The following is a 13,114-nucleotide window of genomic DNA, read 5'->3' as shown; positions in this document are numbered from 1 at the left end:
AGACATATTAGCTCAGGCTGAAGAAGTTTTTTTTGTCGCGCCATACTTGAGGACGGCAAAAAAATAACATAGATAAGATAACAAATACATTAAACTTGTCGCCAACATAATGCCTTCGGCGCCCATGACGGGAGCAAGTATGTAATTCATGCCTGCCTTTAGGGAAAAATTACCAATGGCAATAGTGGCCATAAGTTTATAACGATTCTGGCTTGCCATTAACTGAACCAGGATCAATACACCAAAATAAAAAGGCAGTTGCAAAAGCCCCCAGCGCAATACAGACGCCACTTTCAGGGTGTCTTCCGGAGTAAAGGCACCGTTTTCAAACAACAGTTTTACCATCCATGGCGCCAGAAACCAGCCTACCATGACCGCCGCAATACCCGCCAACAACATTAAGGCTGACCATTTCAGGGCCATAGACCGGGCCTGCTCGGGATTACCACGGCTTTGCACATCGGCCAACACTGGCAAGGCAGCCCGGCCAACTGAAGCGGCGCCAATACCAATCACCAGCGACAGCAAACGGGTAGCATAGCCCAATGTAGCATTGGCATTGCTGCCCAAACTGGCCGCCGCCATTTGGTCTAGTGGCCCTACAAAACTCATGGCAATTTGTCCCACCAGCATGATACCGGCCGCATTCAGCAACATTGGCCATTGCGGTGATTGCAAGCCAGGCTTGGGCAATCCCCAATTACCGCCATCAGCCCTGCGGGCCAGTGCAGACAACCACACTGCCTGGATCAGGTAACCAACCAGGGTTCCCCATAAAAGCGGATAAACACTGGTGTTACCTGGCGTTACCAGGATTGCCAGCAAAATCATCAGGGCCGGTATGCTGTCCAGCAGGTTATTGATATGTCGCTCATGCGCCCGCAAGCGGGCGGTACATACTCCAATCACCAGCGTTAGCAAAACAGCCGGCGCAAAGGCCTTGATCAGCTCGATACTGGCCTGTTTGGTTTGGGCACTTAAATTACCACCGGTATAGTGCAATATTTGCGGCCACAAATAATAGGTAGCGATGGATAGCAGCACGCCCAGCACCACAATCCAGCCCTGCAGTTCACGAATAAAGCGGGAACGCTCGTGCTGGCCGGCATATCGTGCCTTGACCAGCGCGGGAATAAGGACGATTGAAAATGCCCCTACCATGGTTACCGGCAGCCAATTGGCCATGGTCAGGGTAAATTGGTAGGCGTCTACGATATCACTGACACCATAGCGGTGGGCAACGGCAATTTCCTTGATGGCACCTGCCATTTTTCCGATCAGCAAAAAAAACGCAACGCGCATTGCCCCTTGGGCAATGCGCTTGTGATCAGGATGCAGGCGGTTAAGCCTGGTGCGCAACTGCTTCAAGCAAGGACTATTTCAAAAATTGAATATACCAGGGCATGGCAGTTTCAATACCCTGAAGAATGGTATGGCTGGGTACATAGCCCAATTGCGCCTGTGCCTTGCCAATATCGGCTTGCGAATGACGCACATCACCTTGGCGAAAATCCCGGTAAACCGGTTTTTTGTCATACTGAATACCATTGGCACCCAAGGTTGCAGACAGATAGGCAAACAACTCATTCAAGCTGGTTCTTGCATTAACCGCCACGTTATACACCTCAAAACCGCTTTCAGGCATTTTGGCACCTGCCAGCAGGTTGGCCTGCACGGCATTCTCGACAAAACAGAAATCGCGGCTGGTTTCGCCATCACCATTAACCAGGACATCTTCGCCCTTGATCATGGCTGCTGTCCATTTGGGAATGACAGCGGCATAGGCACCATCAGGATCCTGGCGTTTGCCAAACACGTTGAAATAACGCAGGCCAATTGAACGGAAACCATAAGTGCGGGCAAATACGCTGGCATACAGCTCGTCGACATACTTGGTAACCGCATAAGGTGAGAGCGGATTGCCGATTTTATCTTCTACCTTGGGCAAATCGGGGTGATCACCATAGGTGGAGCTGGACGCCGCAAAAACAAACGAGGTCACGCCCGCATCACGGGCCGCTACCATCATGTTAAGAAAACCGCCAATATTAACTTCATTGGTGGTAATGGGATCATTGATGGAACGCGGCACTGAACCCAGTGCTGCCTGGTGCAACACAATCTCCACCCCTTCACATGCCTGGCGGCAAGTGTCCAGATTGCGGATATCGCCTTCAATAAACTTGAAATTACCCCATTGCGTGGCAGACACCTGGCCCTGGACTTCATCAAGATTATGCTGGTAACCCGTGGCAAAGTTGTCCAGCCCCACCACTTTCTGGTTAAGCCGCAAAAGGGTTTCCAACAGGTTGGAGCCAATAAACCCGGCACAGCCGGTAACCAGCCAGGTCCGTGGCTGGCGTTGCAAATCGGCTTTCAATGCTTCAAATGCCTGACTCATGCTTTATTTTCCTTTTACCCAATTACAGACGAATATCGGCTTCTTCTGCTGTTAACACATATTTCAGGTCATACAGCACATGCTCGGGCTTGCCCAGTGCGCGAATGGCCGCTGCACCCATTTCCACAAACTCTTTATGGGAAACCGCCAGGATAATGCCGTCGTAAACGCCCTGCTGCACTTGCTTGACGGGCGTGACACCATATTCATGCTGCGCTTCTGCAACATCTACCCATGGATCGAACACATCCACATCCATGTTGTATTCGTCGAGTTCTTTAAGGATATCCACCACCCGGGTATTACGCAGGTCGGGGCAATTTTCTTTAAAAGTAAGCCCCATCACCAGCACCTTGGCACCCTGGACCTGGATGCTTTTCTTGGTCATGGCCTTGACCAGCTGGGCCACCACATAAGGGCCCATGCTGTCGTTCAGGCGACGGCCGGCCAGGATGATTTCAGGGTGATAGCCAATCGACTGGGCCTTGTGGGTCAAATAGTAAGGATCTACGCCAATGCAATGGCCACCCACCAGACCGGGACGGAAAGGCAGGAAGTTCCATTTGGTACCGGCCGCTTCCAGCACAGCCTGGGTATCAATACCCATTTTGTTGAAGATCAGCGCCAGTTCATTAATGAGGGCAATATTCACGTCACGCTGGGTGTTTTCAATGACCTTGGCGGCTTCAGCCACCCGAATGCTACTGGCCTTGTGGGTACCGGCTACAATAATTTCACGGTACAGCTGATCTACCACTTCGGCCACTTCAGGAGTTGAGCCGGAAGTCACTTTCTTGATGGTGGAAACGCGGTGCGCCTTGTCACCCGGGTTGATGCGCTCGGGGCTGTAACCGGCAAAGAAATCCACGTTGAATTTCAGGCCAGAGAACTTTTCCAGGACCGGCACGCAGTCTTCTTCGGTTGCACCCGGATACACGGTTGACTCATAAATAACAATATCGCCTTTTTTCAAGGCCTTGCCAATGGTTTCGCTGGCCTTGACCAGCGGGGTCAGGTCGGGACGCTTGTATTCATCAATGGGAGTAGGCACCGTCACAATATAAGTATTGGCTTTGGCGAGGTCTGACGGATTGGCACTGAATTGCAAATGTGATGCTTCGGCCAGTTCTTCGCTGCTGACTTCCAGCGTGTGGTCCTGGCCGCCCTGCAATTCGGCAATACGTTTCTGGTTAATATCAAACCCCAACACCGGTCGCTTTTTGCCAAATTCAACTGCCAAAGGCAATCCAACGTAGCCAAGGCCGATAACTGCCAATTTAATATCTTGAACTTGCACGAATTTCTCCCAAAGGAAATAACTGAATAATTTTTAAGTACTTTTGATTGTAACAATCAGGGTTAACCAGAACAGTAAGAAAACATAAGACAATGCAATATATCTTGCATTTGTTGTTTTACCGCTTGCGTGAAACCGATGGCAGCAACAGCCAGCGCGGACAGCGCCATGCAACCAGGCGGGAATAAAGCCAAATATACACCGATGAAAACACCAGCATACTGATACAAAGCAAAATCGCGTTGTCCCAGAAAATAGTAGCGGGCACCAGGCCTATTAAGGTCAGTACCCACAAATAAGGGGATGTCAGGGCATTACACAAGGCTGGCACCGCATCGCGCCCCGTACGGCTGAAAGTTACCCGTACCAGGCGGCGGAAAATAAGCTGGTGCAAATGCAGCGCATCAGGCTGGTCTACCGGCACACCACGCTTGAAGCGTCGTCGCCATATTGAAAACATGGTTTCAAATACTGGGTAAAACAATACCGCCAAGGCATAAAACGGAGAAACCGACGGATTGCGTATGACCAGCAAGACGGCCAGCTCGGCCAGCATGAAACCAATAAAATATGCACCACCATCGCCCAGGAACACCCTGCCAAAAGGGAAGTTCCAGACAAAAAAACCGACAATCGACGAAGCCATGGCCAGCGCAATCGAAAAAATCGCCAAATCATTGACCTGGTAGGCAACCAGCGCAATCGATGCAGACATTAACATGGCAACCATGCCGGCCAGGCCATTCATGCCATCAACAATATTAAGGGCATGGGTACAGCCACCGACCGCAATCATGGTAAACAAAAGGGAGATGGGCCAAAATGCCAGGATCAGGTCTATAAAGGCAAACCCCACCCGGCTGACACCGCCAAAAAACCACCAGGCAATGGCTGCCGAAGCAAAAGCCGCCAGCAGGCGTTTGCCTGAACCAATATCTTTGGTGATATCTTCTAAAATGCCCGCCACAAAAACCGGCATGGCTGCCACGAACAAGGCAGGCCATAGCCAATTAAGGGTCGTGTTATCTGGGCGGCCCAACACCAATAATCCGGCCAGAGTACCGGCAAAAACTGCCAGTCCGCCAATTCGGGGTGTTGAACGCTTATGCGTAGCCTGTGGCTTATTGAGATCATAGTCTCCGGTGTAGGCACCATGCCATCGCTCGGATACAACGATGAGGCCGCCCACCATGAATGCCACTATGCTGATATATAAGTATTGCCAAGTAAATGTCAAAGTAAACCCAAGGCGCAAAAAAAACAGTCAAGACCAATGAAAAACCAAAAGGTTCGCATAAAACCCGGTTTTACCACCATAAGCGAAAAACAAATTCGAATCATACAGGAAATACTAGGTATCCCTTATTTATTTTAAATCCGAAATGAGTTATTGCTTATTCTTATTGTATCGCTAACAGGCAAAAAAAATGCCCAAAATCTTACGATTTTGGGCAAAATCCACCAAAGGAGGAGGGTGGAGGAGACAACCTTGGCATGACTGCTTTTTTAAAGCGCACATTAGAATGTTTTTTTTAATTCTTAATGTGTTTGGTCATCCGATGTAGTAACTATAACCGATTTCCATGGTGCGATGCAAGAAAAATTACAGGTAAACCCTAAGAGAATCGTAACGAATGTTGTAAAAACAACAAAACTTATATGCGGTATGCCAAAGTAGTCATGATTTTAGACATGAACCGCATTGCCTGTTTTACCGGTGCAGGTAGTTCTTCAGCACCATTCACCTCGGCGGTAGTTCTATGGCCAATTTCATCATCACGCATTTGGGTAACAATTTTTCGCGAGCGTGCGTCCTGTTCAGGCAACAACGCCAAATGGGAATCAAGATGTTGCTCAACCTGTCTTTCGGTTTCGGCCATGAATCCCAGGTTTTTAGGCACACCTGCCACGCTGGCCATCACACCCAGCGTAAACGAACCGGCATACCAGAGGGGATTCAACAAGCTGGTGTGGCTTTTCAATTCGCCAAGCCGATCATGACACCAAGAAAGGTGATCCACCTCTTCTTCGGCGGCGTGCAACAAGACCTGCTTGATCTGCGGATCTTTACACACAATAGACTGCCCACGATATAGCGCCTGGGCACACACCTCACCCACATGATTAACCCGCATCAAGCCGGCCACATGCTTTTTTTCAGACTCGTTCAACTCGGCATCGGTAATATCCGGCTCTCCGGCGGGATTTGCGCGGGTTGCCTGCGCCGCGCCCGAAAGCACCTCAAGCGCCTTGTTAACTTCGATAAACAAGGCATCAAGCCCTGTGGGCGAGCGACGAAAAGCCGGCTTTGTTCCTGCATGAGTGATAGACTGGGTCATAAAAAGCATCTCCGGTAATACTGAAAGGTTCGGAATTCAACGGCCTATTTTAGCCAATTGAAACTGCCTTGCATGCCAAACCGCTCAAGAAACCCGTTTATATCTTATCTTTGAGTTATAAAAACCCATCGTCACCCAAGAAAAAATTGGGCAACCTCATTCTGTTCAAGCTATTTAGGTTGCGTATCGGCCAAGCGCTGCTCCCTTGCCGCCCGATCAAGTAGAATTACGTAATATTAATCATAAAGTCCGCAAGGCTTGTTGCACTTGCGAAAACCGTATTTTCAGGATCCCTAACATGCAGTGTACCGTTGAATGGAATGGCCCCGAGGGCATGCTTTTTGTTTCTAAAACCGGCAGTGGCCACGTTATCGCCATGGATGGCGCCCCCGAAGGCGGCGGCAACAACCTGGCTCCTCGCCCAATGGAAATGATCCTTACCGGTGCGGGTGGCTGCGCTGCCTACGACGTGGTGCTTATCCTGAAACGCAGCCGCCAGGAGATCTCCCGCTGCAACGTGGCCATTACCAGTGAACGCGCCGAGACCGATCCCAAGGTTTTCACAAAAATCCACTTCGTATTTACTGTCAAAGGCAAAAACCTCTCTGAAAAAGTCGTGGAACGGGCCGTGAACCTATCCCACACCAAATACTGCTCTGCCGTCGCCATGCTGGAAAAAACCGCCGAAATCACGCACGAAACCGTCATCCTGGAGGATTGAGCCATGCGTCAATATGAAGACTTCATGCGCCACGTCCACGACAAAGGCGTCAGCAAAACCGATCGCACAGGCACAGGCACCCGCTCGGTTTTCGGCTATCAAATGCGTTTTGACTTGGCTGAAGGCTTTCCCATGGTCACCACCAAAAAGCTGCACACCAAAAGCATCTTCATCGAACTGCTCTGGTTCCTGCGGGGTGACTCCAACGTAAAATGGCTGCAGGAACGTGGCGTAAGCATCTGGGACGAATGGGCCGACGAGAACGGGGAACTGGGCCCTGTTTACGGCGTACAATGGCGCTCATGGCCCACACCCAACGGTGAACACATAGACCAGATCAGCCAGGTTATTGAACAAATCAAAAACAATCCCGACTCACGTCGCCTGATTGTTTCCGCCTGGAACGTGGCAGACATCGGAAAAATGAAACTACCCCCCTGCCATGCCTTCTTCCAATTCTACGTAGCCGAAGGAAAGCTGTCTTGCCAGCTCTACCAGCGCAGCGCCGACATCTTTCTGGGCGTCCCCTTCAATATTGCCAGTTACGCCCTGCTCACCCACATGGTGGCACAACAATGCGATCTTGAAGTGGGTGAGTTCATCTGGACGGGCGGTGATTGCCACCTGTACAGCAATCACATGGAACAGGTAGAACTGCAACTGTCGCGTGAACCTTTCCCCTACCCCAAACTTAATATCAAGCGCAAGCCAGCCTCAATCTTTGATTACGAATACGAAGACTTCGAAATCCTTGACTACCGGCATCATCCCCACATCAAGGCCCCGGTTGCCGTTTGACATCCCCTTCTCCCTAACCCGGTGAGGGGTTCAGAATGGGATTCTCCACAATCATAGACAAACCAAGCCAAAAAAAATACACGCATTACAACCAAACAAGCACCGCAGATAAACGCATATGACATCCTTAAACATCATCGTCGCCTACACCGACAACCTCGTCATCGGCAAAGAAAACACCATGCCATGGCACATCCCGGGCGACCTGGCCAACTTCAAAAAAATCACTCTGGGTTCACCCATCATCATGGGCCGTAAAACCTGGGAATCCCTGGGCCGCCCCCTGCCTGGCAGACGGAACATTGTCATCACGCGCAATCAAGACTACCAGGCCACCGGTGCCGAATGCGTTCCCACCCTAGAGGAAGCCATCACGGCTGCCAAAGCAGATGGGGCAGAAAACATCTTCATCATCGGCGGTGAACAAATCTTCCGCCTGTGCCTGGACCAATGTGACAAGGTATATGCCACCGAAATCCACGCCAACATTGAAGGCGACACCTACTTCCCCGCCTTGGACAAAACCCGCTGGAAAGAAGCCAGCCGGCAAGCCCAACCGGCAGAAAACGGCCTGAACTACGACTTCGTCATCTACGAAAAAGTGTAACGAACACCTAATCAGTTCACTTCTGCGTGGGAACAAGCGTAAAAGCATCCCTCTCAAAAAGAAACCACAGGTAAAAACAAAGAAAAGCGGATTCATCGTTCAGGTGCAGCGACTTCGGCGCGCAGTGGCGTCGGAGCAAACCTGAATGATGAATCCGCGTCTCTCAAAAAGAACCGGTTTAATGAAACAACCCTCTGCCACCAACTTCCTACTGGTAATCCTCAAGCGGAGGACAAGTACAAACCAGATTCCTGTCCCCATAAGCATTATCCACCCGCGCCACCGGTGGCCAGTACTTGCTTTGCGGCAAGACCGAATGCGGATACGCCGCCTCGGTGCGTGAATACCCGTGCTCCCAATCATCCGCCACCAGCATCTGCGCCGTATGCGGTGCATTCACCAGCACATTATCCTGTGCATCCACCTGCCCCTTCTCTACCTGCTCAATCTCCTTGCGAATCGCAATCATCGCATTAATAAAACGATCCAGCTCTTTCAAGCTCTCCGACTCGGTGGGCTCAACCATTAAAGTACCCGCCACCGGAAAACTCATCGTGGGCGCATGAAAACCGTAATCCACCAAACGCTTGGCCACGTCATCCACCGTTATTCCGCTGCTGTCCTTAATAGGCCGCAAATCCAGAATACACTCATGGGCAACCCGGCCATTGCGTCCTGCATACAAGACAGGATAATAAGGTGCCAACCGCTTCGCAATATAATTGGCATTCAGCAAAGCAACCTCGGTTGCCCGCTTCAGGCCCTCAGCCCCCATCAAGGCAATATACACGTAAGAAATAGGCAAAATACTGGCAGACCCGTAAGGCGCGGCAGACACCGGCCCCGTAGGGGCATTCTCATCACGCTGACCCTGCTCATTCAATACCCCTGGCAAATACGGTGCCAAATGTGCGCGTACCGCCACCGGCCCCACACCCGGACCGCCACCGCCATGCGGAATGCAAAACGTCTTGTGCAAATTCAGATGGGACACATCTGAACCGAACAGTCCAGGTTTGGCCAGGCCGACCATCGCATTCATATTCGCGCCATCAAGATAAACCTGCCCACCAGCCTGGTGCACCAAATCGCAAATCTCGGTAATCGCCTCTTCAAACACCCCATGTGTCGAAGGATAAGTAATCATCAGGGCAGCAACCTTATCACCGATATTTTCCAGCTTAGCCTTAAGATCACTGACATCCACATTGCCATTGGCATCGGTGGCAATCACCACCACATCCATACCAACCAAATGGGCCGAAGCAGGATTGGTACCATGGGCAGAGGCAGGAATCAGGCAAACATTGCGTTGGTGCTGCCCGTTAGCCTGATGATAGGCACGAATGGCCAACAGTCCGGCATACTCGCCCTGGGCCCCCGAGTTGGGCTGCAAACTGATCGCCTCATAACCGGTAATCTCACACAAGGCACGAGACAAGCGGTCGAGCAACACCTCATAGCCTGCCGCCTGGTCGCGGGGCGCATAAGGGTGCAAGTTGGCAAATTCGGGCCAGGTAATCGGAATCATCTCAGCCGTGGCATTCAGCTTCATGGTGCAAGAGCCCAAAGGAATCATGCTACGGTCAAGAGCCAGGTCTTTATCAGCCAGGCTACGCAAATAACGCAGCATATCGGTTTCCGAATGAATGCTGGAAAAAACCGGATGAGACAAAATGGCGGTCTGCCTGGCCACACTATTAGGCACAAAAACATCCAGCTCGGCATAAAGCCCCGCAACGTCAGGGGCCTGCTGCCCAACCGCTGCGGCAATCACATTAACCAATTGCTGAAGATCGTCAAGCGTCACCGTTTCATCTAGGGACACAGCAAAACTGTCACCGGCAGGCTGGCGCACATTAATTTGTGCCATCAAGGCCGCCTTGACAACCTCTACCGCCATTTCTGTTTTAACGTGCAAAGTATCAAAAAAGGTCTCATTAGCCGCATTCAAGCCAATCCGTGCCAGCGCTTCTTTCAACACCAGGGTGCAAACATACACCCGCTGCGCAATCGCGCGGATGCCGTTCGCACCATGGTAAACCGCATACATGCTGGCCATTACGGCAAGCAGGACCTGTGCAGTACAAATATTGGAAGTAGCCTTTTCACGGCGAATATGCTGTTCCCGTGTTTGCAGGGCCAGCCTTAAGGCAGGATTGCCCTGGGCATCCACCGAAACACCCACCAGACGGCCGGGCATATTACGTTTGAAAGCGTCTTTACAAGCCATGAATCCGGCATGCGGGCCGCCAAAGCCCAGCGGTACACCAAAGCGCTGTGCACTTCCTACCGCAATATCGGCATGCCATTCGCCCGGTGCCTTCAGAATGGCCAAGGCCAGCAAATCGGTTGCCACGGCAACAACCGTTCTTTTGGCCTGCAAGGCCATCGTTAATCCAGCATAATCAATTACACCGCCAAGGCTATGCGGATACTGCAGCAAGACCCCAAAACAATCCGGGATATCTTCCTGTTCATTGCCACAAACCACCTCAATACCCAAAGCCTCGGCGCGGGTACAAACCACTTCGATGGATTGCGGATGGCAATGCTCCGACACGAAAAACACATTGCTTTTGGATTTGGATACCCGCTTTGCCAATGTCATTGCCTCGGCAGCGGCAGTTGCCTCATCCAGTAAAGAAGCATTGGCAACCGGCAAACCGGTCAAATCCGCCACCATGGTCTGGAAATTCAGCAAGGCCTCCAGCCGGCCCTGGGAAATTTCCGGTTGATAAGGGGTATAGGCGGTATACCAGGCCGGGTTTTCAAGAATGTTGCGCAAAATCACATTAGGCGTGTGTGTGCCATAATAGCCTTGCCCTATATAGTTCCTGTACAGCTTGTTGCCAGCGGCGATTTTCTTGAGTTCGCCCAGTACATCTGTTTCGCTGCGGGCATGATCCAAAGCCAATGGTACGCCAAGGCGGATACCTGAAGGAACAATTTCCTCTACCAGGTCATCCAGGCTTTCGGCGCCAATAACGGACAGCATTTTTGTCTGCTCGGCCTCGGTGGGCCCTACGTGTCGACCAATAAACGCCTGGGACACATCCTTATGTGTACGCAACATATCTTCATCCCATAAAATGGAAATTATTCGGCTTGTTCCTGATAGCCCGCGGCATCCAGCAATTTTTCTAGGTCAGCCAGATTATTGGGCTTGATCTTGAAAATCCAGTTTGCATAAGCATCTTCATTGATCAAATTGGGCTCTTCTTCAAGCGCTTCGTTGAAAGCCACAATCTCACCATCCACCGGTGCATAAATATCCGAGGCCGCCTTGACAGATTCAACCACGGCAGCCGTTTCGCCGGCATTAAGGGTATCACCCACATTAACATCACCCACATAAACCAGGTCACCCAACTGGTCCTGCGCATTGTCTGTAATGCCAACTACAAAAACATCCCCCTCTGCCAAAACCCATTCGTGGGTTTTGGTGTATTTACGATCGGTAGGCAAATTCATTTATAACTCCTGATTTATATAAAACAAACACGTTTCACACGTGACATTAGCACTCATTTCTTCAAGGCTTGAAAATGGCCTGCAATTCTGCAGGGTCAAGACACCAATGGCTTGCCGTTACGCACAAAAGGCAATGTGCACAAAGTGGCTGGCAGCCACTTGCCACGCAGCTCAACTTTTACCGAAGCGCCTGGCTGAATGCCTTCGGGCAGACGGGCAAAACCAATTGAAAACCCCAAAGTGGGTGACATGGTACCACTGGTAATCTCTCCGTCGCCCAATTCTGTCCTGACTTTCATATGTGCCCGCATGACCCCTCGCTCATTAAGCCTGATGCCCATAAAGGCGTTACGTTTTGGTGCTTGGGTAATTGCCTTGCGACCAATAAAATCGCGAGCCTCATCTTTAAGGCTGATGGTCCAGGCCAGGCCTGCCTGTGCAGGCTGAATGGCTTCATCCATATCCTGGCCATACAGGTTCATCCCGGCTTCAAGGCGCAAGGTATCACGGGCACCCAAACCACAAGGCCTTACACCCTGTGCCAGCAGGGCATTCCAGAGATCCACCACCTGGGTGGCTGGCAAGACAATTTCAAAACCATCCTCACCGGTATAACCGGTACGGGCCACCATGAAATCCGACTCGATAAAAACAGCCGTAAAAGGTGACAAGGATTCGGTTTGCGCTTGCAGGCCGGAACGGATATTCCAGACTTTTTCACGGGCATGCGGCCCCTGCACGGCAACCATGGCCAAATCATGACGCGGTGTAATCTGCACCTGCCCGTAATCTCCCTGCCCGGCCTGCTCATGCAACCAGGCCACATCAACTTTTGCCCGGCCGGCATTAACCACCAGACGCCAGTTATTGGGGGCAAAGAAGTATACAATCAGGTCGTCAATCACACCGCCCTCCGGGTTAAGCATGCAGCTATACAAAGCCTTCCCAGGCACGGCAAGCCTAGCTACATCATTGGCCAGCACACGACGCAAAAAACCAAGCGAACCCTGCCCCGAAATATCGATATTGAGCATATGGGAAACGTCAAACATGCCCACGGCATTACGTACGGCATGGTGCTCTTCGATTTGCGAACCATAGGAAACGGGCATGTCCCAGCCACCGAAATCCACCATTTTGGCGCCTAGCGAAAGATGTGTATCGTGCAGAGGGGTAAATTGAAGATGTTCAGATGACATGGAAAAACCTTGGTGAGTATTGTGTAGGCCGGCAAAAACCACCCGGGCATGACATGGCAAAGAAACGGACTGCACCTGCCATTCCTGAAAATTATATTACTAATTTATAAGGCTAAATAAGCTGTTTTCTAGGTATTTACCAGAGATGCCATTGAGATAAATTCATGATACAAACAAACATTCCGGTTTTTACTAGCCACCAAACTTGACGGAATTACTTATGATTGAAATATCATTGTCATGCTAAATCTGTTAAGGTAGACCTGATTACAACCAAA

At 50.8% G+C, this 13,114-nt stretch carries 11 protein-coding genes; 3 read left to right on the top strand and 8 right to left on the bottom strand.

Annotated elements, in window-relative coordinates; translation table 11 throughout:
- Positions 1 to 12 precede the first annotated feature (12 nt).
- The 5 genes from murJ to coq7 all read right to left on the bottom strand — a co-directional run bounded on the left by murJ (position 13) and on the right by coq7 (position 6,037).
- Positions 13 to 1,368, bottom strand: coding sequence for a murein biosynthesis integral membrane protein MurJ (murJ, locus tag ACM5Q9_RS10625; protein WP_418144711.1), 1,356 nt, complete (start codon positions 1,366 to 1,368; stop codon positions 13 to 15).
- A gap of 7 nt (positions 1,369 to 1,375) precedes the next feature.
- Complete coding sequence (locus tag ACM5Q9_RS10620; RefSeq protein ID WP_418144710.1) at positions 1,376 to 2,401, bottom strand: SDR family oxidoreductase; 1,026 nt, start codon at positions 2,399 to 2,401, stop codon at positions 1,376 to 1,378.
- A 22-nt stretch (positions 2,402 to 2,423) separates the two neighbouring features.
- Positions 2,424 to 3,698, bottom strand: coding sequence for a Vi polysaccharide biosynthesis UDP-N-acetylglucosamine C-6 dehydrogenase TviB (gene tviB, locus ACM5Q9_RS10615; protein WP_418144709.1), 1,275 nt, complete (start codon positions 3,696 to 3,698; stop codon positions 2,424 to 2,426).
- 118 nt (positions 3,699 to 3,816) lie between these two features.
- A complete protein-coding gene (locus ACM5Q9_RS10610; protein WP_418144802.1) occupies positions 3,817 to 4,890 on the bottom strand; it encodes an MraY family glycosyltransferase in 1,074 nt (357 codons plus the stop codon).
- A gap of 463 nt (positions 4,891 to 5,353) precedes the next feature.
- Entirely contained in the window at positions 5,354 to 6,037 is a 684-nt protein-coding gene (gene coq7 / locus ACM5Q9_RS10605) for a 2-polyprenyl-3-methyl-6-methoxy-1,4-benzoquinone monooxygenase (protein WP_418144708.1), read from the bottom strand.
- A 298-nt stretch (positions 6,038 to 6,335) separates the two neighbouring features.
- Here coq7 and ACM5Q9_RS10600 point away from each other — a divergent pair, with 298 nt between their 5' ends.
- From ACM5Q9_RS10600 to ACM5Q9_RS10590, 3 genes are all read left to right on the top strand, one after another.
- Positions 6,336 to 6,758, top strand: coding sequence for an OsmC family protein (locus tag ACM5Q9_RS10600; RefSeq protein WP_418144707.1), 423 nt, complete (start codon positions 6,336 to 6,338; stop codon positions 6,756 to 6,758).
- Between the two features lie 3 nt (positions 6,759 to 6,761).
- Positions 6,762 to 7,556, top strand: coding sequence for a thymidylate synthase (locus ACM5Q9_RS10595; RefSeq protein ID WP_418144706.1), 795 nt, complete (start codon positions 6,762 to 6,764; stop codon positions 7,554 to 7,556).
- A gap of 118 nt (positions 7,557 to 7,674) precedes the next feature.
- Positions 7,675 to 8,163, top strand: a complete 489-nt coding sequence (locus ACM5Q9_RS10590; protein ID WP_418144705.1) for a dihydrofolate reductase — start codon at positions 7,675 to 7,677, stop codon at positions 8,161 to 8,163.
- A gap of 208 nt (positions 8,164 to 8,371) precedes the next feature.
- On the opposite strand, the gene gcvP is transcribed toward ACM5Q9_RS10590, so the two are convergent.
- The 3 genes from gcvP to gcvT form a co-directional block, all read right to left on the bottom strand.
- Positions 8,372 to 11,239, bottom strand: coding sequence for an aminomethyl-transferring glycine dehydrogenase (gcvP, locus tag ACM5Q9_RS10585; protein ID WP_418144704.1), 2,868 nt, complete (start codon positions 11,237 to 11,239; stop codon positions 8,372 to 8,374).
- A gap of 23 nt (positions 11,240 to 11,262) precedes the next feature.
- Positions 11,263 to 11,637 (bottom strand): glycine cleavage system protein GcvH, encoded by a 375-nt coding sequence (gene gcvH, locus ACM5Q9_RS10580; RefSeq protein ID WP_418144703.1) that lies wholly within the window; start codon positions 11,635 to 11,637, stop codon positions 11,263 to 11,265.
- Positions 11,638 to 11,732: 95 nt separating this feature from the next.
- The gene (gene gcvT, locus ACM5Q9_RS10575) at positions 11,733 to 12,836 is read right to left on the bottom strand and encodes a glycine cleavage system aminomethyltransferase GcvT (protein ID WP_418144702.1); all 1,104 of its coding nucleotides are present in this window, start codon (positions 12,834 to 12,836) and stop codon (positions 11,733 to 11,735) included.
- Positions 12,837 to 13,114 lie beyond the last annotated feature (278 nt).

Origin of the sequence: Advenella sp. RU8 (assembly GCF_048381675.1) — a bacterium.
Classification (GTDB): domain Bacteria; phylum Pseudomonadota; class Gammaproteobacteria; order Burkholderiales; family Burkholderiaceae_B; genus Advenella.
The sequence above is the reverse complement of the archived record's forward strand: the minus strand, read 5'-3'. Positions and strand labels throughout refer to the sequence as shown.